The organism is Pseudomonas sp. KK4 (assembly GCF_001984065.1).
Classification (GTDB): domain Bacteria; phylum Pseudomonadota; class Gammaproteobacteria; order Pseudomonadales; family Pseudomonadaceae; genus Aquipseudomonas.
Window position 1 is genome coordinate 1 of sequence record NZ_LYVP01000075.1, and the last position, 25,535, is coordinate 25,535.

Consider the following 25,535-nt stretch of genomic DNA (forward strand, 5'->3'; position numbering starts at 1 on the left):
GAAGAATGGCCGCAACTGTCGAGCCAGCGCCACGTCAAACCCGCCAGCCTCGACCCCGAGCACCTCAAGGCCGTATGGCGCGGTGAGGTGGTCGACAGCTATCCGCACATGGCCCTGATCGCCACCATGGCCCTGGCCTTGCGTGGCCTGGGGCAAACCCGCGAGCAAGCCTTCGAAACCGCCCAGCATTATTGGGACGCCCGGGATCGATCGATTTAATCGAACATAGCTTCCCGACTTTTGCGCTTTTATATCGAACTCAGCGGCATAGACTCCTCTCCAACACTTATCGGTTGAGGAGTCTCGGACATGGGTTTGTTAGTTGAAGGTCGTTGGCAGGACAAATGGTACGAAAGCAGCAAGGACGGCGCGTTCCAGCGTGAACAGGCGCAGCGCCGCAACTGGGTCACGGCCGACGGCCAACCCGGCCCGAGCGGTGTCGGTGGCTTTACGGCAGAGGCCGGCCGCTATCATCTCTACGTCTCCCTCGCCTGTCCGTGGGCCCATCGCACGCTGATCGTGCGCAAGCTCAAGGGTCTGGAAAGCCTGATCGACGTGTCGGTGGTCAGTTGGCTGATGCTGGAAAACGGCTGGACCTTCGACCAGTCGCTGGGCTCGACCGGTGACAAACTCGACCACTTCGACTTCATGCACCAGCGCTATACCGCCGATACCGCCGACTACACCGGCCGCGTGACCGTGCCGGTGCTCTGGGACAAACAGCAGAACCGCATCGTCAGCAATGAATCGTCGGAAATCATCCGCATGTTCAACAGCGCCTTCGATGATCTGACCGGCAATGATCTGGATCTTTACCCGCAAGCGCTGCGCGGCGAGATCGATGCGTTGAACGAGCGCATTTATCCGGCAGTGAACAACGGTGTGTACCGCGCCGGGTTTGCCACCTCGCAGCAGGCGTATGAAGAAGCCTTCGATGATGTGTTTGCCGAACTGGATCGACTGGAGGCTTTGTTCAGCACCAATCGTTACCTGGTAGGCGAGTACCTGACCGAAGCGGATGTGCGGCTGTTCACGACCCTGATCCGGTTTGATGCGGTGTATCACGGCCACTTCAAGTGCAATCTGCGGCGCATTGCCGATTATCCGAACCTGTCGAACTGGCTGCGGGAGATGTACCAGATCCCGGGGGTTGCCGAGACGGTGGATTTCCAGCACATCAAAAATCACTACTACGGTAGCCACAAGACCATCAACCCGACGGGTGTCGTGCCGAAGGGCCCGGCGCAGGATTTCACCGTGGCCCATGATCGGGCGCGGTTGGGTGGGAAAGGGGTTTGGCGAAAAGGTTGAGATTTTTGCCGTTTTCGAGGGCCCTTTCGCGAGCAAGCCCGCTCCCACATTTAACCGTGTTCTCCTGTGAAAACGCGGTCGAATGTGGGAGCGGGCTTGCTCGCGAATAGGGGCGGCGCGGTCCTAGACCTGCCCCTGAGCCCCTTCAAACCACGCCAGTTTCTCGCGCAGTTGCACCACTTCCCCGACGATCACCAGGGTCGGTGCATGCACTTCATGCTCCGCCACCAGAGTCGGCAGGTCGGCCAAAGTGCCGGTAAATACCCGCTGATTGACCGTGGTGCCCTGCTGGATCAGTGCTGCCGGGGTATCGGCGGCGCGACCGTGCCGGATCAGTTGCTCACAGATGATCGGCAAGCCCACCAGGCCCATGTAGAACACCAGGGTCTGCGCCGGCGCGACCAGGTCGGCCCAGGGCAGATCAGTGGAACCGTCCTTGAGATGCCCGGTGACGAACCGCACCGACTGCGCGTAATCGCGGTGGGTCAGCGGAATCCCGGCATAAGCGGCGCAACCGCTGGCTGCCGTGATGCCCGGCACCACCTGGAACGGGATGCCATGGGCCGCCAGTTCCTCGATCTCTTCCCCGCCACGGCCGAAGATGAACGGATCGCCGCCCTTGAGCCGCACCACGCGTTTGCCGGCCTTGGCCAGGTCCACCAATTGCTGGTTGATCTGATCCTGGGGCACGGCGTGATCGGCGCGGCGCTTGCCGACGTACACCCGTTCGGCATCGCGACGACACAGTTCGAGAATCGCCGGCGCCACCAGACGGTCGTACAGCACCACGTCCGCTTGCTGCATCAGGCGCAAGGCGCGGAAGGTCAGCAGGTCCGGATCACCGGGGCCGGCGCCCACCAGGTACACCTCACCGGTGGCCACCGGTGCTTCGCCATCGACTTTCGCCTGCAGCAAACGCTCGGCTTCAGCGCCCTGCCCGGCCAGTTGCCGATCGGCGATCGGGCCCTGGAAGACGTCTTCCCAGAATGCGCGGCGTTGCTGCACATCCGGGAACAGGTTTTTCACCTGGGTCCGAAAACGCGCCGCCAAACCAGCCAACTGACCGTAGGTGGAAGGAATCCAGGTTTCGATCTTGGCTCGGATCAATCGCGCCAGCACCGGCGCATCGCCACCGCTGGACACCGCGATGACCAGCGGCGAGCGGTCGACGATCGCCGGGAAGATCACGCTGCACAGGGCCGGTGCATCCACCACGTTGACTGGCACGCAACGCCGGTGGGCATCGGCGGAGACTTGCGCGTTGAGCGATTCGTCATCGGTGGCGGCGATGATCAGCCCGCAACCGTCCAGGTCCGCCTCGACATAGCCGCGCAGCACGCACTCGCCACCGCTGGCAGTGACCAGTTCGCGCAATTGCTGTTCGATCTGTGGTGCAACCACCCGCAGCAGCGCACCGGCGTCGGCCAGCAGGCGGGATTTGCGTAGCGCAATTTCCCCCCCACCGACGACCAACACACGACTGCCGCGCAGGTTATGGAACAGCGGCAGATAGTCCATTTAGCCGATGACCTCGAGGCCACCCATGTAAGGCTTCAGCACGTCCGGCACACGGATCGAACCGTCGGCCTGCTGGTAGTTTTCCAGCACGGCCACCAGGGTACGACCGACCGCCAGGCCGGAACCGTTGAGGGTGTGCACCAGTTCCGGCTTGCCGGTTTCCGGGTTGCGGAAACGCGCCTGCATGCGGCGGGCCTGGAAATCGCCGCAGTTGGAGCACGACGAGATTTCACGGTATTTGTCCTGGCTTGGAATCCACACTTCCAGGTCGTAGGTCTTGACGGCGCTGAAGCCCATGTCACCGGTGCACAGCGCCAAGGTGCGGTACGGCAGCTCCAGCAGTTGCAGGACTTTCTCGGCGTTGGCGGTCAGGCCTTCCAGCGCCTCCATCGATTTCGACGGCTCGACGATCTGCACCATCTCGACCTTGTCGAACTGGTGCTGGCGGATCATGCCGCGGGTGTCGCGACCCGACGCACCGGCTTCGCTGCGGAAGCATGGCGTGTGGGCGACGAACTTGATCGGCAGCAGTTTCGAATCGACGATTTCATCGGCGACGATGTTGGTCAGCGACACTTCAGCGGTCGGGATCAGGTACAGATCGGCTTCGCCTTCGCGGGCGATCTTGAACAGGTCTTCTTCGAATTTCGGCAGCTGACCGGTGCCTTGCAGCGCCGGGGCCTGGACCAGATAAGGCGTGTAGGCCTCTTCGTAGCCGTGCTCGGTGACGTGCAGGTTGATCATGAATTGCGCCAGGGCGCGGTGCAGGCGGGCAATCGGACCGCGCAGCAAGGCGAAACGCGCGCCGGACAGCTTGGCGGCGGTTTCAAAATCCAGCCAGCCGAACTTCTCGCCCAGGGCGACGTGGTCCTGGACCGGGAAGTCGAACGCGGTCGGCGTGCCCCAGCGGCGCACTTCGACGTTGCCGTCTTCGTCTTCGCCGACCGGCACCGATTCGTGGGGCAGGTTGGGAATGCCCAGCACGATCGAATCCAGCTCCGACTGGATCGCGTCCAATTCGGTCTTACCGGCGCTCAACTCCCCCGCCATGCGCTCGACGTCGGCCATCAACGGCGCGATGTCTTCGCCGCGCTGCTTGGCCTGACCGATGGATTTGGAGCGCGCATTACGTTCAGCCTGCAGTGCTTCGGTGCGGGTCTGGACGGTCTTGCGCTGTTCTTCCAGCGCTTCGATGCGCGCGACATCCAGCTTGTAACCACGGGATGCCAGGCGGTCCGCTACGTCCTGAAGGTTGCTACGTAACAGTTTGGAATCGAGCATGTCGGTCTCTCGTTATCAAAGTTTGGTCAAGGACAGGCCGGCCCAGGTGGCGAGCAGCCCGCCGAATACGCTGATGGCCGCATAGCCCAGGGCCAGCGGCACTTGCCCGCTTTCCAGCAGGCGCACCGTATCCAGTGAAAAGGATGAAAAAGTCGTCAGGCCTCCGAGGAAGCCGACGATCAACCCGGCACGCACCTCAATGGGCACCTCCGGGCGAATCAAAAACAGACCGTATAGAACGCCGATCAGCAAACAGCCCACGATATTAACGGCCAGCGTCGCGGTATAGAAGTGCCGCGGCCAATTAGCGTTGATCCAGTTACCGGTGGCGAAGCGCAAAAGCGTGCCGGCGATCCCGCCGACGGAAACCGCAACGATCAAAGGAAGCACTATTTTCTCCGCTGTCGGGGGCTTAGACGATCGAGTTGCGCCAGGTGATTGAGCTTTTCGCCGATTTTCAGCTCCAGGCCACGGGGCACCGGCTGATAGAAGGGAATAGGGTCAAGCTCTTCCGGGAAATAGTCTTCCCCGGCGGCGTAGGCGTCGGGTTCATCGTGGGCATAACGGTATTCGTCACCGTAGCCCAACTGTTTCATCAACTTGGTCGGCGCGTTGCGCAGGTGCAGCGGCACTTCCAGGGAGCCGTGTTCGGCGGCGGCACGCAATGCGGTCTTGAAACCCATGTACACCGCGTTGCTCTTCGGTGCGCAAGCCAGGTAAGTGATGGCCTGGGCCACCGCCAGTTCGCCTTCGGGACTGCCCAGCCGCTCCTGCACTTCCCACGCTGCCAGGCACAGGCTCAGGGCGCGGGGATCGGCATTGCCGATGTCTTCACTGGCCATGCGCACCACGCGACGGGCCAGGTACAGCGGATCGCAACCGCCGTCGATCATCCGCGCAAACCAGTACAACGCGCCGTCGGGGTTGGAGCCGCGCACCGATTTGTGCAGTGCCGAGATCTGGTCGTAGAAGGCTTCGCCGCCCTTGTCGAACCGCCGGCGGGTGTCGCCGAGCAGGCTTTGCAGCAGCTCGACACCGATTTCGCTGTTGTCTTCCGCCAGGTCCGAGGCGTTTTCCAGCAGATTGAGCAGGCGCCGGCCATCGCCATCGGCGGCCGACAGCAGCATCTGAAAGCCTTCATCACTGAGGGTCAGCTGCCGTTTGCCCAGGCCACGTTCTTCGGTGAGGGCGCGGTGCACCAGTTTGCGCAGCGCGGTTTCGTCGAGGCTTTTGAGCACATAGACCCGGGCGCGAGAGAGCAAGGCGTTGTTGAGTTCGAACGAGGGGTTTTCGGTGGTCGCGCCGATAAAAATCAGCGTACCGTCCTCGACGTAGGGTAGGAAAGCATCCTGCTGGGACTTGTTGAAGCGGTGCACTTCGTCGACGAACAGGATGGTGCGCCGACCATATTGCGCGGCCTGCTGCTTGGCGATTTCCACCGCCTGACGGATTTCCTTCACACCGGCCAGCACCGCTGAAACCGTTTCGAAATGCGCCTCCGAGACTTCCGCCAGCAACCGCGCGAGGGTGGTCTTGCCCACTCCGGGCGGGCCCCAGAAGATCATCGAATGCAGAGCACCCTGCTCCAGGGCTTCGCGCAATGGCTTGCCGCGGGCGAGCACGTGCTCCTGACCGACGTACTCGTCCAGGTTGGCCGCACGCAAACGCGCGGCCAGGGGCTGAGAGATCGGGGCGCTGCGAAACAGGTCCATCACTACCTCTGAAACCTCAATTGAACACCGTCTCTACTGTAGGAGCGAGCATGCTCGCGATGGATTCAAGACCACCGTTGGGTGTCAGGCTGCCAGCGTTATCGTTGACGTCCATCGCGAGCATGCTCGCTCCTACAGGGGGTCTCGTCTTATTCCTGGATCACGTCCGCACCCTTGGGGATGTCGAACTTGAACTTGGACGCCGGGATCGGTTCGTTGGCCTTTACACCGGTGAACAGGATGTTGGTGCGCTGGCCGACGCTGTCGATCAGTTGCATATCATTGACCAGGCCATTGCGGAACGACAGACGCAGGCTGTCGAACAGGGTGTCCTTGGTTTTCGGCTTGAGGGTGAAGTCGATCACGCCACCGGCTTCCTTGGCACTGATGTCGAAGCTCTGGTTGATCTTGGACACATCACCGGACAACAACAGGGCCGGGGTCTGGGTCAGGCGCACGTCCAGTTTCTTGATGGTCGCCTGCTCCAGGTCCGGGTCCCACAGGGTGACCTTGGCGCCATCGGACACCACCAACTGCTCCTGAGGCGCATCGGTGTGCCAGTAGAACAGGCCAGGACGTTGCAGCGACATCTGGCCGGCGGTTTCCTGCAACTGGGTGCCGGAGCCGTCGAGGGTCAATTGGGAGAAACGTGCGCTCAGGGTCTGGGATTTTTCCAGCAATTGAGTCAGGCGCGCCACGTCCTTGTCATCGGCGTGGGCCGAAAGCGTGGTCAGGGCCAGTACCGGCAGCAACAGCATGCGGATAAGACGCATGGGAGTCCTCATAACATTCGTGGGAGTGCGGGCGGCGCCACGGGGCACCGCCCTTTCAAAATCCGGTCAGTCGCGCACCGGGCCCGGGGCCAGGACTTCACGCGAACCGTTGGTGTTCATGGACGTCACGACACCGGCCATTTCCATGGCCTCGATCATGCGTGCGGCGCGGTTGTAGCCGATCTTCAGTTTGCGCTGAACCGCGGAAATGGACGCGCGTCTGCTTTCCAGGACGAACTGCACCGCTTCGTCATACAGCGCGTCAGCCTCTGGATCATCACCGTCGCCACCGCCGCTGCTGCCTTCAAAGCCGCTGCCCGCCTCTTCGACACCGTTGAGGATGTCGTCGTTGTACTCCGGCGCGCCGCGCAGTTTCCAGGCTTCTACTACCCGGTGAACCTCATCGTCGGAAACGAACGCGCCGTGGACCCGGATCGGCAGACTGGTGCCCGGTGGCATGTACAGCATGTCACCATGGCCGAGCAGTTGTTCGGCGCCGCCCTGGTCGATGATGGTCCGCGAGTCGATCTTGCTCGATACCTGGAACGCCATGCGGGTCGGAATGTTGGCCTTGATCAGACCGGTGATCACGTCCACCGACGGCCGCTGGGTCGCCAGGATCAAGTGGATACCGGCGGCACGCGCCTTCTGGGCGATACGGGCGATCAGCTCTTCAACCTTCTTGCCGACGATCATCATCATGTCGGCGAATTCGTCCACCACCACGACGATGGTCGGCAGCTTCTGCAGCAGCGGCGCTTCGTCGTGGATGCTTTCGCGCTTGTACAGCGGATCGCTCAGCGGCTCGCCGGCGTCCTGGGCTTCCTTGACCTTGGCGTTGAAGCCCGACAGGTTCCGAACGCCCATCTTCGCCATCAGCTTGTAGCGACGTTCCATCTCGGCAACGCTCCAGCGCAGGGCGTTGGCGGCGTCCTTCATGTCGGTGACCACCGGGCACAGCAGGTGCGGAATGCCTTCGTAGATCGACAGCTCGAGCATTTTCGGGTCGATCATGATCAGCTTGGCGTCTTCCGGGCCGGACTTGAACAGGATCGACAGGATCATCGCGTTCACGCCCACCGACTTACCGGAACCGGTGGTACCGGCCACCAGCAGGTGGGGCATTTTCGCCAGGTCCGTGATGACCGGCTTGCCGCCGATGTCGTGGCCCAGGGCCAGGGTGACCGGCGACTTGAAGTTGTCGTACTCGGGGGTCGACAGCACTTCGGAGAAGCGCACGATCTGCCGGTCTTCGTTGGGGATCTCGATACCGACGGTGGTCTTGCCCGGAATCACTTCCACCACCCGCACGCTGGTCACTGCCAGGGACCGGGCAAGGTCCTTGGCGAGGTTGGCGATGCGGCTGACCTTGACCCCGGCCGCCGGCTGGATTTCGTAACGGGTGATCACCGGCCCCGGGTGGATCGAATCCACGGTGACTTCGACGCCGAATTCCTTGAGCTTGATTTCCAGCAAATGGCCGACCGCGGCCAGGGATTCCGGCGAGTAATTGAGTTGTTTCTTTTCTGCGGGGTCGAGGATCGAGATCGGCGGCAAGGTGCCTTCCACGGCGCTGTCGACGAACAACGGTGCCTGTTTCTCTTTCTCGACGCGCTTGCTCGGGGCTGGCGGCTTGACCGGCGCCGGGGCAATCACCGGCGGCACCTGTTTTTCGCGCTCGGACATGTGCTTGCTCAAGGCCTGCTCGCGCTCGATCAAGCGCTCCTTGACCTTGGCCTGCTCGCGCTTGTCGGTGACGGTTGGCGCGACCACGTCATGCACGCGATCGTCGACTTCCCGCAATTGCGCGACCAGTTGCTTGCGCTCGGTGCGGGCTGCCCACCAGCGATTGGCGGCACCCTGGAACAGTTCGAACAGATCGAGAGTGATCTTGCCGGTGACGTCCATCACCTTGAACCACGACAGGTCGGTGAACACGGTCAGGCCGAACAGGAACAGGGCGATGAACAGCAGTGTGCTGCCCTGGATGTTCAGCGCGTTCCTGGCCAGATCACCAAGGCTTTCCCCCAGCGCGCCGCCGGCACCGGCCGGCAGACCGGTGGCCGCATGGAAATGGATATGCGCCAGCGCAGCGCCGGACAGCACCAGAAACACCAGGCCGATCAGGCGCCAGGAGAATAGCCAGCCGCTCCACTGCCAAGGTTCGTGGCGTTGGCGGAAGATCTGGTAAGCCTTGATCGCCAGCAACAACGGGAAGATATAAGCGAAGTAACCCAGCACCATGAACAGGATGTCGGCGCTGTAGGACCCCGCCGGCCCGCCGAAATTCTGCACGTCGTCGATCTTGCTGTTATGGCTCCAGCCCGGATCGTCCTTGCCGTAGGTCAGCAAGGCCATCATCAGGAACAGGCACAACGCACCGATGGCGATCAATGCACCTTCCTTGAGGCGGTAGTGCAAATGCTGGCGCCAGAGCGGAACGACTGTCTTGGGTGCTTCGGTGGATTTCTTCAAAACGCTTCTATTCCTGCGCCATGGGCGCGTCCATCTGGTGAATGTCTTTAAAAAACTGGCAAAAAAACTGCCCGATCCAGGCAGGTAAAAAAGTCAGCGGGCGTAACTGGGACTACTTTTAACACTGCGCCCCGACTTTTATAAACACGAGGCGCACTGCTGATTTGTTACAGCCACTGTGACAGCCAGGCATTGTACGGGTTTGTTCGTCCGATGCCATGTTTGAAACACTGGGTACAGCATAGTCAAAAGTCCGTTGCATGCGACTCAATTTGAGCATGCATTCTCTTTTGTGACAAAGGCTTATGAGGTGTTTTTATGAGCGAAGCGCAGCATCACCGCCTGATCATTCTGGGTTCCGGCCCTGCCGGTTACAGCGCTGCCGTGTATGCCGCCCGCGCCAACCTCAAACCCGTTGTCATCACTGGCATACAGGCAGGTGGCCAGCTCACCACCACCGTCGAAGTCGACAACTGGCCGGGTGACGTCGAAGGCCTCACCGGACCTGCCCTGATGGAGCGCATGCAAAAACACGCCGAGCGCTTTGATACACAGATCGTTTACGACCACATCCACACCGCCAAGTTGCAACAGCGCCCCTTCCAATTGACCGGCGACAGCGGCACTTATACCTGCGACGCGTTGATCATTGCCACCGGCGCCTCGGCGCAGTATCTGGGGCTGCCATCGGAAGAAACGTTCGCCGGCAAAGGGGTCTCCGCCTGCGCCACGTGCGATGGATTTTTCTACCGCAACCAAGTGGTCGCCGTGATCGGTGGCGGCAATACCGCGGTTGAAGAAGCCCTGTATCTGTCGAACATCGCCAAGGAAGTGCATCTGATTCACCGTCGCGACAAGCTGCGCTCGGAGAAAATCCTGCAGGACAAACTCTTCGACAAGGCCGCCAACGGCAATATCCGCTTGCACTGGAACCAGAACCTGGACGAGGTGCTGGGCGATGCCAGCGGCGTGACCGGCGCCCGCCTGCGCGACAGCCATAGCGGCCAGATCAGCGAACTGGCGCTGACCGGTGTATTCATCGCCATCGGCCACAAGCCCAACACCGATCTGTTCACCGGCCAACTGGACATGCGCGATGGCTATCTGGTGATCAAGAGTGGCAGCGAAGGCAACGCCACGGCCACTGCCATTGCAGGCGTGTTTGCCGCGGGCGACGTGGCCGATCACGTCTATCGCCAGGCAGTGACTTCCGCCGGCGCCGGCTGCATGGCGGCTCTTGACGCGGAAAAATACCTCGACGACATTCCCGTTGTTTAACGGCACACTGGGTGGCGGGCCATGCGTCCGCCACCGCCCTCCCCTTCTGCAAGCCCGGATGCCATGCTGACTTGGTTACAACGCAACTCCCTGACTTTCCCTGCGCTGGAAAAAGCCATGCGCGACCCCAACGGTTTGCTGGCAGCCGGCGGCGACCTGTCCGCCGACCGGTTGATCAAGGCCTACCGGCACGGCTGCTTTCCGTGGTTTTCCGAAGGCCAGCCGATTCTCTGGTGGTCGCCGGACCCGCGCACGGTATTGTTTCCCGACGAACTGCACATTTCCCGCAGCCTGAACAAGTTGCTGCGCCAACAGCGCTATCAAGTGACGTTCGATCAGGATTTCGCCGCGGTCATCCGTGCCTGCGCCGCGCCACGGGACTATGCCGACGGCACCTGGATCACCGAAGCCATGCAGGACGCCTACCTGGAACTGCACAAGCGTGGTTACGCGCATTCGGTGGAAGTCTGGGACCATGGCACGCTGGTCGGTGGTTTGTATGGTTTGGCGATGGGCCGGCTGTTTTTCGGTGAGTCGATGTTCAGCCGCGCCGACAACGCTTCCAAATTCGGTTTCGCCACGCTGGTGCGCCACCTCAAGGACGCGGGCTTTGTGCTGATCGACTGCCAGATGCCCACCGATCACCTGCACAGCCTGGGTGCGCGGGCGATCCCCCGCAGCGCGTTTGCCGGTTACTTGTCGCAATATATCGATCAACCCAGCCGTGCAACCTGGGTTTGCTGAGCGACTTTTCTCAGCGTGGCTTACAATTAATCAAAAGCTTTTACCGAGGGTTGATCATGACCGAGTTGGCGCGCTTGAAGTTCTATGCCACTCAGCCCCACTCTTGCAGTTATCTGCCCGAGGAGCAGGCCACGACCCTGTTCCTCGATCCCAGCCAGCCCATGGATGTGCATGTCTACGCAGACCTGTCGGAAATGGGTTTTCGTCGCAGCGGCGACCACCTGTACCGCCCTCATTGCCAGAACTGCAATGCCTGCGTGCCGGCGCGCATTCCCGTGGCGCAGTTCACGCCCAACCGCCAGCAGAAGCGGATTTTCAAACGCAACGCCGACTTGCAGGTCCGTCCGGCCAAACCCGGCTTCAGCGAAGAGTACTTCGACCTTTATCAGCGTTATATCGAACAGCGCCACGCCGATGGCGACATGTACCCACCGAGTCGCGATCAGTTTTCCACCTTCCTGGTCCGCGACCTGCCCTTCTCACGCTTCTACGAATTCCGCCTCGAAGGCCGGCTGGTGGCGATTGCCGTCACCGACCTTCTGCCGAACGGTCTGTCGGCGGTCTATACCTTCTATGAACCCTCTGAAGAGCGACGCAGCCTGGGCCGTTTCGCCATTCTCTGGCAAATTGCCGAGGCCCGGCGGCTGGGGCTTGAAGCGGTGTACCTGGGCTACTGGATCAAAAACTGCAAAAAAATGAGTTACAAGACCCAATATCGCCCCATTGAGCTGCTGGTTAACCAGCGCTGGGTCGTTCTGAACTAGAGCACGCCCTAAACCCCTTGGCTTGAACCCCACTTTTCGGGCACAATGCACGCCGCTTTTGCCTGGCGCAGTTGCACCGGGCCATTCACTGGACACCGAGGGCTTTACTGCATGTCGAAAGAAGACAGCTTCGAAATGGAAGGCACTGTCGTCGACACCCTGCCCAACACCATGTTTCGCGTGGAGTTGGAAAATGGGCACGTCGTAACCGCGCATATTTCCGGCAAGATGCGCAAGAACTACATTCGTATTCTTACCGGTGACAAAGTGCGCGTCGAGCTGACGCCCTATGACTTGAGCAAAGGGCGCATCACTTACCGCGCTCGCTAAGGTCGGAGTGAGCTTGCTCGCGAAAAACCTGAGAGTACCGCGTCAAGTCAGACTCCCCGCATCATCGTTGACGACCATCGCGAGCAAGCTCGCTCCTACTGTGATAGGGCCCGCTCGCTAATCAAGTCAATACAAGACGCCCGGCCCATGCCGGGCGTTTTTGTTTGTGCACGATTTAGCTGCCATCACACCAAACCCTGTGGGAGCGGGCTTGCTCGCGAAAGCGGTGGATCAATTTGCATCAATGTTGTATGTGCTGACGTCTTCGCGAGCCAGCCCGCTCCCACAGGGAATCTACGGCGACAGCCCAATTTCTGACAGGCAACAAAAAGGCGCCTTTCGGCGCCTGGTTGTTTTGCTTCTAAACGTCAGGCCATCTCGGCCGTGGTCTCGAACTCGAAGGTCAGTTCGCCGTCCTTGATGTCGATGTGTACCACACCGCCATGTTCGGCCAGTTCGCCAAAGAGAATCTCCTCCGCCAGTGGGCGCTTGATCTTGTCCTGGATCAAACGGGCCATGGGTCGAGCCCCCATCATTGCGTCGTAACCACCGGCCGCCAGCCAGCTGCGGGCCGCGTCGGTGACTTCCAGCAGTACACGCTTGTCTTCCAGCTGCGCCTGAAGTTCGATAAGGAACTTGTCCACCACGCTCTTGATAACCTCATGGCTGAGGCGACCAAACTGGATGATGGTGTCCAGACGGTTGCGGAATTCCGGCGTGAAGCTTTTCTTGATGACTTCCATTGCATCGGACGAGTGATCCTGCAACGTGAAGCCGATCGAAGCACGCGCCGCGGTTTCTGCACCGGCGTTGGTCGTCATGATGACGATCACGTTACGGAAGTCCGCCTTGCGCCCGTTGTTGTCGGTCAGCGTACCGTGGTCCATGACCTGCAGCAGCAAGTTGAAGACTTCCGGATGCGCCTTCTCGATTTCGTCGAGCAGCAGCACGCAATGTGGCTGTTTGGTGATGGCTTCGGTCAACAGACCGCCCTGGTCGAACCCGACATAGCCTGGAGGTGCACCGATCAGACGCGATACGGTGTGGCGCTCCATGTACTCGGACATGTCGAAACGAACCAGCTCGACGCCCAGCGCCTTGGCCAGTTGCCGTGCGGCCTCGGTCTTGCCGACGCCGGTAGGCCCTGCGAACAGGAACGAACCGACCGGTTTGTCCGGCGACTTGAGGCCCGCACGGGACAGCTTGATCGCGGTGGCCAGCGAATCGATCGCCGCATCCTGACCGAACACGGTCAGCTTCAGGTCACGCTCGAGGTTACGCAGCAGTTCCTTGTCGGAGCTGGTGACGTGTTTTGGCGGAATCCGCGCGATTTTCGCGACGATGTCCTCGACCTGAGGCACTTCGATGCGTTTGACGCGCTTCTCGACCGGTTGCAGGCGCTGGTAGGCACCCGCCTCGTCGATGACATCGATGGCCTTGTCCGGCATGTGCCGGTCATTGATGTAGCGCGACGCCAGTTCGGCAGCGGCACGCAAGGCCTCATCGCTGTATTCGATGTTGTGATGGCTTTCGAAACGCCCTTTCAGGCCGCGCAGAATGCCAATGGTGTCTTCCACCGAAGGCTCCGACACGTCGACCTTCTGGAAGCGCCGGGCCAGGGCACGGTCCTTCTCGAAGATCCCGCGGAATTCCTGGAAGGTGGTCGAACCGATGCAGCGAATATCGCCGGACGACAGCAGCGGCTTGAGCAGGTTCGAGGCATCCATGACGCCACCGGACGCCGCACCGGCACCAATGATGGTGTGGATCTCGTCGATGAACAGGATCGCCTGCGGACGTTTTTTCAGCTCGTTGAGCAACGCCTTGAAGCGCTTCTCGAAATCACCGCGGTACTTGGTGCCTGCCAGCAGCGCACCCAGGTCGAGGGAATAGACGACGCTGTTGATCAGCAGGTCCGGCACCTGGTTGTCGACAATGCGCTTGGCCAGGCCTTCGGCAATCGCGGTTTTACCCACGCCCGCCTCGCCCACCAACAGCGGATTGTTCTTGCGACGACGCGCCAGGATCTGCGCAACGCGCTCGACCTCCAACTCACGCCCCACCAACGGGTCGATGCGACCCTGGCGCGCGAGTTCGTTGAGATTGCTGGCATAAGCATCCAGCGGATTGCCTGAAGAAGAAGACTCACCGCCCTCGTCGTCCTGCATATCTTGCTCGCCCTCGGAGTGATCGCCGTGCCCTGGCACCTTGGAAATGCCATGGGCGATGTAGTTGACGACATCGATACGGGCAACGCTCTGCTGTTTCAGCAGGAACACTGCCTGACTCTCTTGCTCACTGAAGATCGCGACCAGCACGTTGGCGCCGGTCACTTCGCGCTTGCCCGAGCTCTGTACGTGAAACACAGCACGCTGCAGCACACGCTGGAAGCCCAGGGTTGGCTGGGTCTCGCGGTCCTCGTCGTGTACGGGGATCAATGGCGTGGTGGAGTCGATGAACTCCTGCAGGTCATGCTTGAGTTTGTCGAGGTTTGCGCCGCACGCCCGTAAAACGGTGGCGGCAGCCTCATTGTCCAATAGGGCCAGCAGGAGGTGCTCGACGGTCATGAACTCATGACGTTTCGAGCGTGCCTCTTTGAAGGCAAGATTGAGGGTGACTTCGAGCTCGCGGTTTAACATAGCTTCACCTCATACCCAAGTGTCCGGCGATTAACCGTCCTTCTCGATTTCACAGAGTAGCGGATGCTGGCTTTCCCTGGCGTACTGGTTGACCTGCATGGCCTTGGTCTCGGCGATGTCGCGGGTAAACACTCCACATACTGCCCGTCCTTCTGTGTGGACGGCCAGCATGACCTTGGTCGCCAGCTCGCGATTCAGGTTAAAAAACACCTCGAGCACTTCGACGACGAAATCCATCGGTGTGTAGTCATCGTTGAACAAAACCACCTTGTACATCGGCGGCGCCTGTAAAGCAGGCTTGGCCTCCTGAACAGCAATGCCTGCGGAATCGTCGTCGTGTAAATCAGGGCGATCCTGATTGAATGTTAGTCGAATCTGGCTGATTGCATGCATGGAAAGAAAGGTTCGTCAGTTGTGCGAATACAGTAGTGGGGCCGGCTTTGTACGATTTCAACTCCGACTGCCGGGTCAACTTGACTATCGGCAAAACGGTGTTACAACCAATAGAGCCCACAGTGGGTAAAAAAGATCCGCGGAGTCAACTTCTTTTCGAGAAAGCGACTGCGGATGGACTGGATGATACTCCAGTGATGGGGTCTGTTGCAGAGGGATATGAGCATGGCGTTCGGCAAGGTGAAATGGTTCAACAATGCCAAGGGATACGGCTTCATCAATGAGGACGGCAAGACAGAAGATCTGTTTGCCCATTACTCGGCCATCAAGATGGAAGGCTACAAGACCCTGAAGGCTGGCCAGGCTGTCACCTTCAATATTATTCAGGGACCCAAGGGCCTGCATGCGGTAGAGATTAATGACGCGGCGGTCAAAAACGCTGATGCGGCCGCCGTGGTGGCGCCCACCAGCACCCATGACACTGCTCTGAGCTAATCGAACCGCCTTGATCCAGTCATAAAAAAACCGCCCCGCTCAATCCGAGCCGGGCGGTTTTTTCGCTGCCTGGGTTTTTCTTACATGTGTTTGATCAATGCTTCGCCGAAGCCCGAAGACGACACCAGGGTGGCGCCTTCCATCAGACGTTCGAAGTCATAGGTCACGGTCTTGGCCTTGATCGCGCCATTGGTACCCTTGATGATCAGGTCCGCCGCCTCGGTCCAGCCCAGGTGACGCAGCATCATTTCGGCCGACAGGATCACCGAGCCGGGGTTGACCTGGTCCTTGCCCGCATACTTGGGCGCAGTACCGTGGGTGGCCTCGAACATGGCCACGGTGTCGGACAGGTTGGCGCCCGGCGCGATGCCGATGCCGCCCACTTCCGCCGCCAGGGCGTCGGACAGGTAGTCACCGTTCAGGTTCAGGGTGGCAATCACATCGTACTCGGCCGGACGCAGCAGGATCTGCTGGAGCATGGCGTCGGCGATGGCGTCCTTGACGATGACTTCGCGGCCGGTTTTCGGGTTCTTGAATTTCATCCACGGGCCGCCATCGAGCAGCTCGGCGCCGAACTCGTTCTTCGCCACCTCATAGCCCCAGTCCTTGAAGGCGCCTTCGGTGAATTTCATGATGTTGCCCTTGTGCACGATGGTCAGCGACTTGCGGTCGTTATCCACGACATATTGCAGGGCCTTGCGCACCAGACGCTGGGTGCCTTCCTTCGACACCGGCTTGATGCCGATGCCGCAGTCCTGATCGAAACGGATCTTGGTCACGCCCATTTCTTCTTTCAGGAACTTGATGACCTTGTTGGCTTCCGGCGAGCCGGCCTTCCACTCGATACCGGCATAGATGTCTTCGGAGTTCTCGCGGAAAATCACCATGTCGACGTCGCCAGGCTTTTTCACCGGGCTCGGCACGCCTTCGAACCACACCACCGGACGCAGGCACACATACAGGTCGAGTTGTTGGCGCAGGGCGACGTTGAGCGAACGGATGCCACCGCCCACCGGCGTGGTCAGCGGGCCCTTGATGGAGACGACGTAATCTTTCACGGCATCCAGGGTTTCCTGAGGCAGCCAGGTGTCCTGGTCGTAGACCTGGGTGGCTTTCTCGCCGGCGTAGACTTCCATCCAGGAAATCTTGCGCTTGCCCCCGTAGGCCTTTTCCACTGCAGCATCAACCACTTTGATCATGACGGGACTGACGTCCACGCCAATGCCGTCGCCTTCAATGAACGGAATGATCGGATTGTCAGGAACATTGAGAGAATGGTCTGCATTGACGGTGATTTTGGCACCGACGGCTGGAACCTGAATCTTCTTGTAACCCATGCTGAACTCCATTGATTGGATTGAACATCTGGCTTGGTTCGAGCGTAACCCAGTTAAATCAACGCGCAAACCCTATGTTCCGTCGTTCTGCCGCAAAGCTGTGAGATGAGCGATCTACAAGCCTGAAAAGCAAGGGAAAAGCGCCAGAATCAAGCACGACGAATGACCCTGCGCGCGATCCGCCCCTGCGACCTTTAGACCAATGGACGAGAATCGATTCACATGAACCATCGGCAGATTGCCAGCTACCTATGTATAATGCCGCCCGCTGACCATCGGGTCACGACGGCCGACCTCTCCTGCTGCTGAAAAACGTAGCCGAGACTTTCCGCCAAAAGCCGGGTTGTTACCGCAGCCCACCTGCTTGACGCTCGACTGATGCACCCAACATCACCGCATAGAAACCTCGACATTCGGCTCATGGATGACTTTGAACGAACGCGCTTACCCGGCGCCCCTCGAGTTTCTGCGCACGCTTTAGCAAAGAAGAGAGAGTTAATCCGAATATGCCCACCCGCTCGAAGATCATCTATACCTTCACCGACGAAGCTCCCGCCCTCGCCACCTATTCACTGTTGCCTATCGTAGAGGCCTTCACCGCCTCGGCTGATATCGCCGTGGAAACCCGCGATATCTCTCTTGCAGGGCGCATCCTGGCCAGCTTCCCCGAGCAACTGGGTGACAAAGCCGTAGCCGACCACCTCGCCGAACTGGGCGACCTGGCCGTTACGCCTGAAGCCAACATCATCAAGCTGCCGAACATCAGCGCCTCGGTTCCGCAACTGCAAGCCGCGATCAAGGAACTGCAAGCCCAGGGTTACAACCTGCCGGACTACCCGGAAACCGTGACCAGCGACGCCGACAAAGAAGCCAAGGCCCGTTACGACAAGGTCAAGGGCAGCGCCGTGAACCCGGTCCTGCGCGAAGGCAACTCCGATCGCCGCGCCCCGCTGTCGGTCAAGAACTATGCACGCAAGCACCCGCACAAAATGGGCGCCTGGGCTGCGGACTCCAAGTCCCACGTCGCGCACATGAGCACCGGTGATTTCTACGGCAGCGAAAAAGCCGCCCTGATCGACGCCGCTGACGCCGTGAAGATCGAACTGATCGCCAAGGACGGCACCGCCACCGTCCTGAAAGAAAAAACCAGCGTCCAGGCTGGCGAGATCCTCGATTGCGCCGTCATGAGCAAAAACGCGCTGCGCGCCTTCATCGCCGCCGAAATCGAAAGCGCCAAGCAACAGGGCGTGCTGCTGTCGGTTCACTTGAAAGCCACCATGATGAAGGTCTCCGACCCGATCATGTTCGGCCAGATCGTTGCCGAGTTCTATAAGGACGCACTGGCCAAGCACGCTGACGTGCTGGCGCAGATCGGCTTCAACCTGAACAACGGTATCGGCGACCTGTACGCTCGCATCAAGGCTCTGCCGGCCGAGCAGCAAGCGCAGATCGAAGCGGACATCCAGGCCGTTTACGCCGTTCGTCCGTCGTTGGCCATGGTCAACTCCGACAAGGGCATCACCAACCTGCACGTGCCGAGCGACGTCATCGTCGACGCCTCGATGCCAGCCATGATCCGTGACTCCGGCAAGATGTGGGGCACCGATGGCCAGCTGCACGACACCAAGGCCGTGATCCCGGACCGTTGCTACGCCACCATCTACCAGGCTGTCATCGAAGACTGCAAGGTCAACGGCGCCTTCGATCCGACCACCATGGGCAGCGTGCCAAACGTTGGCCTGATGGCGAAGAAAGCCGAAGAGTACGGTTCCCACGACAAGACCTTCCAAATCAAGGCCGACGGCGTGGTTCGCGTGACCGACAGCAAAGGCACCGTGCTGATGGAACAGGCTGTTGAAGCCGGTGACATCTTCCGCATGTGCCAGACCAAGGACGCGCCGATCCAGGACTGGGTCAAACTGGCCGTCAACCGTGCCCGCGCCAGCAGCACCCCGGCTATCTTCTGGCTGGACCCGATGCGCGCCCACGACGGCGTGGTGATCGAGAAAGTTCAGGCTTACCTGAAGGATCACGACACTGCCGGTCTGGACATCCAGATCATGGCGCCGGTCGATGCCATGAAGTACACCCTGCAGCGCACCCGCGAAGGCAAGGACACCATCTCGGTGACCGGCAACGTATTGCGCGACTATCTGACCGACCTGTTCCCGATCATGGAACTGGGCACCAGCGCCAAGATGCTGTCGATCGTGCCGCTGATGAACGGTGGTGGCCTGTTCGAAACCGGCGCTGGCGGTTCGGCTCCGAAGCACGTGCAACAACTGCTGGAAGAGAACTTCCTGCGTTGGGATTCCCTGGGTGAGTTCCTGGCCCTGGCCGCGTCCCTGGAACACCTGGGCGTGACCTACGACAACCCGAAGGCGCTGGTTTTGGCCAAGACCCTGGACCAGGCCACCGGCCAGTTCCTGGACAACAACAAGTCGCCATCGCGCAAAGTCGGCAACATCGACAACCGCGGCAGTCACTTCTACCTGGCGCTGTACTGGGCCCAGGCCCTGGCCGCCCAGACTGAAGACGCTGCACTGCAAGCGCAGTTCGCGACCCTGGCCAAGACCCTGACCGAGAACGAAGCAACCATCGTTGCCGAGCTCAACGCCGTTCAAGGCAAGCCAGTGGACATCGGTGGTTACTACCACGCCAATGCCGAGCTGATCAGCAAAGCCATGCGCCCGAGCGCCACGCTCAACGCGGCGATCGCTGCACTGGTTTAAGGTTGTAATGCTCTAAAGAAGCCCCGGCCCAGTGCCGGGGTTTCTGTTTCCGGGACTTACTGTCGGGCACGATCCCCCTGTGGGAGCGGGCTTGCTCGCGAAATCGGTTTATCATTCAACACGTTTATTGACTGACCGACCCCGTTCGCGAGCAAGCCCGCTCCCACATTGACCGTGTTTCAATGTTCGAATTTGAGGGACTTTCATGGACTGGCAACCCCACATCACCGTCGCCACCATCGTCGAAGACAACGGCCGTTTCCTGATGGTCGAGGAAACCAAACACGGACGAACGGTACTCAATCAGCCCGCCGGCCACCTGGACCCGGACGAGACCCTGATCGAAGCCGCCGTGCGCGAGACCCTCGAGGAAACCGGTTGGGACGTCGAGCCGACCGGCGTGCTGGGCATTTATCTGTACACCGCCCCGAGCAACGGCGTGACCTATCAACGGGTCTGCTTCATCGCCAAACCCCTGAAGCACCACCCCGATTATCAACTGGACGACGGCATCGTCGGCGCCAAGTGGTTGACCCGCGAACAATTAATGGAGCAACGCGACCACTGGCGCAGCGAACTGATCATGCGCTGCATCGACGACTATCTGGCAGGCATTCGCTTCGGCCTGGAGCTGATCCGTCCTTCTCTTTAGCCTTGCGCGCGCGAGCCTGTTAGAATCGCGTCCTTTTTCAAGACACTCATTGAATCCCTATGCGTGATCCAGCCCCTTCTGACACACAAAAGAAGCGCGTCATTGTCGGCATGTCCGGCGGCGTGGACTCTTCCGTTTCCGCTCTCCTGCTGATCGAGCAGGGTTATGAGGTGGAAGGCCTGTTCATGAAGAACTGGGAAGAAGACGATGGAACGGAATACTGCACCGCCATGGACGACCTGGCGGACGCCCAGGCCGTGTGCGACAAGATTGGCATCAAGCTGCACACTGCCAACTTCGCCGCCGAGTACTGGGATAACGTGTTCGAGCACTTCCTGGCCGAATACAAGGCCGGCCGCACGCCAAACCCGGACATCCTGTGCAACCGCGAGATCAAGTTCAAGGCGTTCCTCGACTACGCCATGATGCTCGGCGCCGACCTGATCGCCACCGGCCACTACGTACGTCGCCGCGACATCGATGGCCGCACCGAACTGCTCAAGGGCCTGGACCCGAACAAGGACCAGAGCTACTTCCTGCACGCTGTCGGCGGCGAACAGATCGCCAAGACCCTGTTTCCGGTCGGCGAACTGGAAAAGCCCCAGGTCCGCGCGATTGCCGAAAAATATGAGCTGGCGACCGCGAAGAAAAAGGATTCCACCGGGATCTGCTTTATCGGCGAACGCCGCTTCAGTGATTTCCTCAAGCAATACCTGCCTGCGCAACCGGGCGAGATCAAGACCACCGAAGGCGAAGTCATCGGCCGCCATCACGGCCTGATGTACCACACCATCGGCCAGCGCCAGGGCCTGGGCATCGGCGGCCTGAAAGACGCCAGCGACGAACCGTGGTACGTGCTGATCAAGGACCTGGAGCACAACGAACTGATCGTTGGCCAGGGCAATGATCACCCCTACCTGTTCTCCCGCGCCCTGCTCGCCTCGGACATCTATTGGGTCAACCCGATCGACCTGAGCGCGCCGCGCAAGCTGACCGCCAAGGTGCGCTATCGCCAGGGCGACCAGTCCTGCACCCTGGAAAAGACCGCCACCGGCTACCGCGCGACCTTCTATGAACCGCAACGCGCAGTCACTCCGGGCCAGTCCGTGGTGTTCTACGACGGTGAAATCTGCCTGGGCGGCGGCGTGATCGAGATTGCAGAACCCTGGACCAGCAAAGGCCAGGCTCAATGACCCCCACTCAGGAACAACTGACGGCGCTGGGCGGCGTGTTTCTCGCTGCCGTATTGGTGGACAAGATCGCCAAGACCGGCCAGACCAACGAAGCCGGCCTGACCTGCATGCTCGGCAGCCTGCTGATCCGCGACCCCAAGGACACCCTGGAAGTCTATGGCGGCGACGACATCAACCTGCGTGAGGGTTATCGCGCCCTGATCGGCGCCCTGGAACGCGACCCCAGCGCCTTGCAGCGTGAACCACTGCGCTACGCCCTGGCCATGCTCGGCCTCGAGCGGCAACTGGCCAAGCGCGAGGACATGCTGGAGACCATCGGCAAGCGCCTGCCGCAGATTCAGTCCCAGGTCGAGCATTTCGGCCCGGCCCACGAAAACGTGGTCGCCGCCTGCGGTGCGCTGTACCAGGACACCCTCAGCACCCTGCGCCAACGCATCCAGGTCCATGGCGACATGCGGCATCTGCAGCAACCGAGCAACGCCTCGAAGATCCGCGCCCTGCTGCTGGCCGGCATTCGCTCGGCACGCCTGTGGCGGCAATTGGGCGGTCACCGTTGGCAGTTGGTGATCAGCCGTCGCAAATTGCTCAAAGAGCTTTACCCGTTGATGCGCAACAGCTGAAGCGCCCCGACAACACCGTTTTGTAGCCTGTAACGCGTAATACGCTGGTCAGTTGGCAACGGACCCGCGGATTTTTTCATGTATGATACGCGCCCCATTTCGTTGCCCGACTGTCCGAGAACACCCCATGCAGCTCTCTTCGCTCACTGCGGTTTCCCCTGTTGACGGCCGCTACGCCGGCAAAACCCAGGCCCTGCGCCCAATTTTCAGCGAGTACGGCCTGATCCGTGCCCGCGTCCTGGTTGAAGTGCGCTGGCTCCAGCGCCTGGCCGCTCACCCTGCCATCAGCGAAGTGCCGGCGTTCTCCGCCGAAGCCAACGCGGTCTTGAACACCCTGGCGGAAAACTTCTCTCTGGAGCACGCCGAGCGCGTCAAAGAGATCGAGCGCACCACCAACCACGACGTCAAAGCCATCGAATACCTGCTCAAAGAGCAAGCGGCCAAGCTGCCGGAACTGGCCGCCGTCAGCGAATTCATCCACTTTGCCTGCACCAGCGAGGACATCAACAACCTGTCCCACGCCCTGATGCTGCGCGAAGGCCGTGATGACGTGATGCTGCCGCTGATGCGCCAGACCGCCGAAGCCATTCGTGAACTGGCCATCCGCTTCGCCGACGTGCCAATGCTGTCGCGCACCCATGGTCAGCCGGCTTCGCCGACCACCCTGGGCAAAGAGCTGGCCAACGTGGTTTACCGCCTGGAGCGTCAGATCGCTCAGGTCGCCGCCGTTCCGCTGCTGGGCAAGATCAACGGCGCTGTCGGCAACTACAACGCTCACCTGTCGGCCTACCCTCAGATCGATTGGGAAGCCAACGCCCGCGCCTTCATCGAAGACGAGCTGGGCCTGGGCTTCAACCCGTACACCACGCAGATCGAACCCCACGACTACATTGCCGAGCTGTTCGACGCGATCGCCCGCTTCAACACCATCCTGATCGACTTCGACCGCGATATCTGGGGCTACATCTCCCTGGGTTACTTCAAGCAGCGCACCATCGCTGGCGAAATCGGCTCCTCGACCATGCCGCACAAGGTCAACCCGATCGACTTCGAAAACTCCGAAGGCAACCTGGGCATCGCCAACGCACTGTTCCAGCACCTGGCGAGCAAGCTGCCGATCTCCCGCTGGCAGCGCGACCTGACCGACTCCACCGTACTGCGCAACCTCGGTGTGGGCTTCGCCCACAGCGTGATCGCTTACGAAGCCAGCCTCAAAGGCATCAGCAAGCTCGAGCTGAACGCCCAGAAGATCGCCGAAGACCTGGACGCCTGCTGGGAAGTCCTGGCCGAGCCGATCCAGACCGTGATGCGTCGCTACAACATCGAGAACCCGTACGAGAAGTTGAAAGAATTGACCCGCGGCAAGGGCATCAGCCCTGAAGCGCTGCAGACTTTCATCGACGGCCTGGACATGCCTGCAGCCGCCAAGGCCGAGCTGAAATTGCTCACCCCGGCGAACTACATCGGCAACGCCGTGGCGCAAGCCAAACGCATCTGATCCACCGCTGAACCCTTTAAAAGACGCCCGGCCGCGCCGGGCGTTTTTATTCCCGTATGAAAAGCGCATTTTTTCAATAGGTTACACATGAATCCTGACATTCCTCTTCAACTTCTGGGCGGCATCACGGCACGGGAGTTCCTGCGCGACTACTGGCAGAAAAAACCACTGCTGATCCGTCAGGCCATCCCTGACTTCGAAAGCCCGATCGACGCCGACGAACTGGCCGGCCTGGCCCTTGAAGAAGAAGTCGAATCGCGCCTGGTGATCGAGAACGGCGAGCGTCCATGGGAATTGCGTCGCGGCCCGTTCGCCGAAGACGAGTTCAGCAAGCTGCCGGAGCGCGACTGGACCCTGCTGGTTCAAGCGGTCGACCAGTTCGTGCCGGAAGTCAGCGAATTGCTGGAAAACTTCCGCTTCCTGCCGAGCTGGCGCATCGATGACGTGATGATCAGCTTCGCCGCCCCGGGTGGCAGCGTCGGTCCGCACTTCGACAACTACGACGTGTTCCTGCTGCAAGGCCACGGCAAGCGCAACTGGAAAATCGGCCAGATGTGCGACGCCGAAAGCCCGCTGCTGCAGCATGCCGACCTGCGCATCCTCGCCGAATTCGAAGCCACCGATGAGTGGGTCCTGGAACCGGGCGACATGCTTTACCTGCCGCCGCGCCTGGCCCACTGTGGTGTGGCCGTGGATGACTGCCTGACCTACTCCGTCGGTTTCCGCGCGCCAAGCGCTTCGGAAGTGCTGACCCACTTCACCGACTTCCTCAGCCAGTTCCTCTCTGACGAAGAGCGCTACACCGACGCCGACGCCCAGCCTGCGGTCGATCCACACCAGATCCAGCACGACGCCCTTGATCGCCTGAAGAGCCTGCTGGCCGAGCACATGAGCGACGAGCGTCTGCTGCTGACCTGGTTCGGCCAGTTCATGACCGAGCCGCGCTACCCGGAACTGGTGGTCGGTCCGGAAGATCTGGTCGAAGACGACGTCCTCAGCGCGCTGGAAGAAGGTGCGGTGATGATTCGCAACCCGAGCGCGCGCCTGGCCTGGTCGGAAGTCGATGACGACCTGCTGCTGTTCGCCAGCGGCCAGAGCCGTTATCTGCCGGGCAAATTGCGCGAGCTGCTGAAGCTGATCTGCGCCGCCGACGCCCTGCACGCCGACAACCTCGGCCCATGGCTGAGCGATGAAGACGGCCGCGGCCTGCTGTGCGAACTGGTCAAGCAAGGAAGCCTGGGGTTTGCCGATGAATAAGATTCACGTACGTGTCGCAGACTGGCAAAAGGATAACGCCGAGATCCGGCGCATTCGTGAAACGGTATTCGTCGCCGAGCAGTCGGTCCCGCCTGAACTGGAATGGGATGCCGACGACGCAACGGCCGTGCATTTCCTCGCCCTCGAAGGCGACTTTCCAATCGGCACCGCACGTCTGCTGCCCGACGGTCACGTCGGCCGGGTGTCGGTGCTCAAGGACTGGCGCGGCCTGAAAGTCGGCGATGCGCTGATGCAAGCGGTGATCGGTGAAGCCGAAAAGCGCGGGCTCAAGCAGCAGATGCTCAGCGCCCAGGTTCAGGCCACGGCGTTCTACGAGCGCCTGGGTTTCAGCCTGGTCAGTGAGGAGTTCCTGGAGGCAGGGATTCCGCATGTGGACATGGTGCGCCATTCGGCTTGATTCTTGAGTCTTGATTCTTGAGTCTTGAGTCTTGAGTCTTGAGTCTTGAGTCTTGAGGCTTGGGGCTTGAGTCTTGAGTCTTGAGTCTTGAGTCTTGAGTCTTGAGGCTTGAGGC

22 protein-coding genes and 1 pseudogene are annotated in these 25,535 nt (G+C 60.5%); 14 read left to right on the plus strand and 9 right to left on the minus strand.

The genetic code is table 11. The annotated features are described in order from the left end of the window. Positions 1-219, plus strand: a pseudogene (locus tag B0W55_RS21025) (hypothetical protein); the annotation flags it as partial. 90 nt (positions 220-309) lie between these two features. Beyond that, positions 310-1,311, plus strand: coding sequence for a glutathione S-transferase family protein (locus tag B0W55_RS21030; RefSeq protein WP_077047837.1), 1,002 nt, complete (start codon positions 310-312; stop codon positions 1,309-1,311). Between the two features lie 123 nt (positions 1,312-1,434). Here the strand turns inward: B0W55_RS21030 and cysG are convergent, their stop codons facing one another. The 6 genes from cysG to B0W55_RS21060 form a co-directional block, all read right to left on the minus strand. After that, on the minus strand, positions 1,435-2,829 hold the full coding sequence (cysG, locus tag B0W55_RS21035; protein ID WP_077047838.1) for a siroheme synthase CysG: 1,395 nt from the start codon (positions 2,827-2,829) through the stop codon (positions 1,435-1,437). Beyond that, positions 2,830-4,110: a serine--tRNA ligase gene (gene serS, locus B0W55_RS21040; RefSeq protein ID WP_077047839.1), complete on the minus strand. Its 1,281-nt coding sequence runs from the start codon at positions 4,108-4,110 to the stop codon at positions 2,830-2,832. A 15-nt stretch (positions 4,111-4,125) separates the two neighbouring features. Then, entirely contained in the window at positions 4,126-4,500 is a 375-nt protein-coding gene (gene crcB / locus B0W55_RS21045; protein WP_077047840.1) for a fluoride efflux transporter CrcB, read from the minus strand. Beyond that, positions 4,500-5,822 (minus strand): replication-associated recombination protein A, encoded by a 1,323-nt coding sequence (locus B0W55_RS21050; protein WP_077047841.1) that lies wholly within the window; start codon positions 5,820-5,822, stop codon positions 4,500-4,502. The genes crcB and B0W55_RS21050 overlap by 1 nt, the downstream gene beginning before the upstream one ends. Positions 5,823-5,971: 149 nt before the next feature. Further along, positions 5,972-6,595 carry an outer membrane lipoprotein chaperone LolA gene (lolA, locus tag B0W55_RS21055; RefSeq protein WP_077047842.1) on the minus strand — a complete coding sequence of 208 codons (624 nt, stop codon included), beginning with the start codon at positions 6,593-6,595 and terminating at the stop codon, positions 5,972-5,974. Positions 6,596-6,661: 66 nt separating this feature from the next. After that, complete coding sequence (locus tag B0W55_RS21060) at positions 6,662-9,070, minus strand: DNA translocase FtsK (RefSeq protein ID WP_077047843.1); 2,409 nt, start codon at positions 9,068-9,070, stop codon at positions 6,662-6,664. A 318-nt stretch (positions 9,071-9,388) separates the two neighbouring features. Here B0W55_RS21060 and trxB point away from each other — a divergent pair, with 318 nt between their 5' ends. From trxB to infA, 4 genes are all read left to right on the plus strand, one after another. Next, positions 9,389-10,348, plus strand: coding sequence for a thioredoxin-disulfide reductase (gene trxB / locus B0W55_RS21065; RefSeq protein ID WP_077047844.1), 960 nt, complete (start codon positions 9,389-9,391; stop codon positions 10,346-10,348). Between the two features lie 63 nt (positions 10,349-10,411). Continuing rightward, positions 10,412-11,092 carry a leucyl/phenylalanyl-tRNA--protein transferase gene (gene aat, locus B0W55_RS21070; RefSeq protein ID WP_077047845.1) on the plus strand — a complete coding sequence of 227 codons (681 nt, stop codon included), beginning with the start codon at positions 10,412-10,414 and terminating at the stop codon, positions 11,090-11,092. Positions 11,093-11,148: 56 nt separating this feature from the next. Next, positions 11,149-11,856, plus strand: a complete 708-nt coding sequence (locus B0W55_RS21075) for an arginyltransferase (RefSeq protein WP_077047846.1) — start codon at positions 11,149-11,151, stop codon at positions 11,854-11,856. A gap of 111 nt (positions 11,857-11,967) precedes the next feature. Further along, positions 11,968-12,186, plus strand: coding sequence for a translation initiation factor IF-1 (gene infA / locus B0W55_RS21080; RefSeq protein WP_002553999.1), 219 nt, complete (start codon positions 11,968-11,970; stop codon positions 12,184-12,186). Between the two features lie 368 nt (positions 12,187-12,554). Here infA and clpA read toward each other — a convergent pair whose 3' ends face one another. Continuing rightward, positions 12,555-14,825, minus strand: a complete 2,271-nt coding sequence (gene clpA, locus B0W55_RS21085) for an ATP-dependent Clp protease ATP-binding subunit ClpA (RefSeq protein WP_077047847.1) — start codon at positions 14,823-14,825, stop codon at positions 12,555-12,557. 30 nt (positions 14,826-14,855) lie between these two features. Further along, positions 14,856-15,218: an ATP-dependent Clp protease adapter ClpS gene (gene clpS, locus B0W55_RS21090; protein WP_015094394.1), complete on the minus strand. Its 363-nt coding sequence runs from the start codon at positions 15,216-15,218 to the stop codon at positions 14,856-14,858. A 225-nt stretch (positions 15,219-15,443) separates the two neighbouring features. Between clpS and cspD the strand changes: the two genes are divergently transcribed. Continuing rightward, the gene (gene cspD / locus B0W55_RS21095; RefSeq protein ID WP_077047856.1) at positions 15,444-15,713 is read left to right on the plus strand and encodes a cold shock domain-containing protein CspD; all 270 of its coding nucleotides are present in this window, start codon (positions 15,444-15,446) and stop codon (positions 15,711-15,713) included. Positions 15,714-15,793: 80 nt separating this feature from the next. Here the strand turns inward: cspD and icd are convergent, their stop codons facing one another. Then, on the minus strand, positions 15,794-17,050 hold the full coding sequence (gene icd / locus B0W55_RS21100) for an NADP-dependent isocitrate dehydrogenase (RefSeq protein ID WP_077047848.1): 1,257 nt from the start codon (positions 17,048-17,050) through the stop codon (positions 15,794-15,796). A gap of 506 nt (positions 17,051-17,556) precedes the next feature. On the opposite strand from icd, the gene B0W55_RS21105 reads away from it, so the two are divergent. From B0W55_RS21105 to B0W55_RS21135, 7 genes are all read left to right on the plus strand, one after another. Next, positions 17,557-19,782, plus strand: coding sequence for an NADP-dependent isocitrate dehydrogenase (locus B0W55_RS21105; RefSeq protein WP_077047849.1), 2,226 nt, complete (start codon positions 17,557-17,559; stop codon positions 19,780-19,782). Positions 19,783-19,987: 205 nt separating this feature from the next. Next, entirely contained in the window at positions 19,988-20,434 is a 447-nt protein-coding gene (locus B0W55_RS21110; RefSeq protein WP_077047850.1) for an NUDIX hydrolase, read from the plus strand. Positions 20,435-20,493: 59 nt separating this feature from the next. Beyond that, on the plus strand, positions 20,494-21,627 hold the full coding sequence (gene mnmA, locus B0W55_RS21115; protein ID WP_077047851.1) for a tRNA 2-thiouridine(34) synthase MnmA: 1,134 nt from the start codon (positions 20,494-20,496) through the stop codon (positions 21,625-21,627). Then, positions 21,624-22,247, plus strand: a complete 624-nt coding sequence (gene hflD, locus B0W55_RS21120; protein WP_077047852.1) for a high frequency lysogenization protein HflD — start codon at positions 21,624-21,626, stop codon at positions 22,245-22,247. The genes mnmA and hflD overlap by 4 nt, the downstream gene beginning before the upstream one ends. 127 nt (positions 22,248-22,374) lie before the next feature. Further along, positions 22,375-23,745 (plus strand): adenylosuccinate lyase, encoded by a 1,371-nt coding sequence (purB, locus tag B0W55_RS21125; protein WP_077047853.1) that lies wholly within the window; start codon positions 22,375-22,377, stop codon positions 23,743-23,745. Positions 23,746-23,832: 87 nt separating this feature from the next. Continuing rightward, positions 23,833-25,002, plus strand: coding sequence for a cupin domain-containing protein (locus B0W55_RS21130; protein WP_077047854.1), 1,170 nt, complete (start codon positions 23,833-23,835; stop codon positions 25,000-25,002). Beyond that, positions 24,995-25,420 (plus strand): GNAT family N-acetyltransferase, encoded by a 426-nt coding sequence (locus B0W55_RS21135; protein WP_077047855.1) that lies wholly within the window; start codon positions 24,995-24,997, stop codon positions 25,418-25,420. The genes B0W55_RS21130 and B0W55_RS21135 overlap by 8 nt, the downstream gene beginning before the upstream one ends. The last annotated feature ends 115 nt before the right edge of the window (positions 25,421-25,535 follow it).

What these genes read in the sequence shown, in the direction of transcription:
- B0W55_RS21030 (WP_077047837.1), top strand. Translation starts at nt 310, where the DNA reads ATGGGTTTGTTAGTTGAAGGTCGTTGGCAGGACAAATGGTACGAAAGC.
- cysG (WP_077047838.1), bottom strand. Translation starts at nt 2,829, where the DNA reads ATGGACTATCTGCCGCTGTTCCATAACCTGCGCGGCAGTCGTGTGTTG.
- serS (WP_077047839.1), bottom strand. Translation starts at nt 4,110, where the DNA reads ATGCTCGATTCCAAACTGTTACGTAGCAACCTTCAGGACGTAGCGGAC.
- B0W55_RS21050 (WP_077047841.1), bottom strand. Translation starts at nt 5,822, where the DNA reads ATGGACCTGTTTCGCAGCGCCCCGATCTCTCAGCCCCTGGCCGCGCGT.
- lolA (WP_077047842.1), bottom strand. Translation starts at nt 6,595, where the DNA reads ATGCGTCTTATCCGCATGCTGTTGCTGCCGGTACTGGCCCTGACCACG.
- trxB (WP_077047844.1), top strand. Translation starts at nt 9,389, where the DNA reads ATGAGCGAAGCGCAGCATCACCGCCTGATCATTCTGGGTTCCGGCCCT.
- aat (WP_077047845.1), top strand. Translation starts at nt 10,412, where the DNA reads ATGCTGACTTGGTTACAACGCAACTCCCTGACTTTCCCTGCGCTGGAA.
- B0W55_RS21075 (WP_077047846.1), top strand. Translation starts at nt 11,149, where the DNA reads ATGACCGAGTTGGCGCGCTTGAAGTTCTATGCCACTCAGCCCCACTCT.
- infA (WP_002553999.1), top strand. Translation starts at nt 11,968, where the DNA reads ATGTCGAAAGAAGACAGCTTCGAAATGGAAGGCACTGTCGTCGACACC.
- clpA (WP_077047847.1), bottom strand. Translation starts at nt 14,825, where the DNA reads ATGTTAAACCGCGAGCTCGAAGTCACCCTCAATCTTGCCTTCAAAGAG.
- clpS (WP_015094394.1), bottom strand. Translation starts at nt 15,218, where the DNA reads ATGCATGCAATCAGCCAGATTCGACTAACATTCAATCAGGATCGCCCT.
- cspD (WP_077047856.1), top strand. Translation starts at nt 15,444, where the DNA reads ATGGCGTTCGGCAAGGTGAAATGGTTCAACAATGCCAAGGGATACGGC.
- icd (WP_077047848.1), bottom strand. Translation starts at nt 17,050, where the DNA reads ATGGGTTACAAGAAGATTCAGGTTCCAGCCGTCGGTGCCAAAATCACC.
- B0W55_RS21105 (WP_077047849.1), top strand. Translation starts at nt 17,557, where the DNA reads ATGCCCACCCGCTCGAAGATCATCTATACCTTCACCGACGAAGCTCCC.
- B0W55_RS21110 (WP_077047850.1), top strand. Translation starts at nt 19,988, where the DNA reads ATGGACTGGCAACCCCACATCACCGTCGCCACCATCGTCGAAGACAAC.
- mnmA (WP_077047851.1), top strand. Translation starts at nt 20,494, where the DNA reads ATGCGTGATCCAGCCCCTTCTGACACACAAAAGAAGCGCGTCATTGTC.
- hflD (WP_077047852.1), top strand. Translation starts at nt 21,624, where the DNA reads ATGACCCCCACTCAGGAACAACTGACGGCGCTGGGCGGCGTGTTTCTC.
- purB (WP_077047853.1), top strand. Translation starts at nt 22,375, where the DNA reads ATGCAGCTCTCTTCGCTCACTGCGGTTTCCCCTGTTGACGGCCGCTAC.
- B0W55_RS21130 (WP_077047854.1), top strand. Translation starts at nt 23,833, where the DNA reads ATGAATCCTGACATTCCTCTTCAACTTCTGGGCGGCATCACGGCACGG.
- B0W55_RS21135 (WP_077047855.1), top strand. Translation starts at nt 24,995, where the DNA reads ATGAATAAGATTCACGTACGTGTCGCAGACTGGCAAAAGGATAACGCC.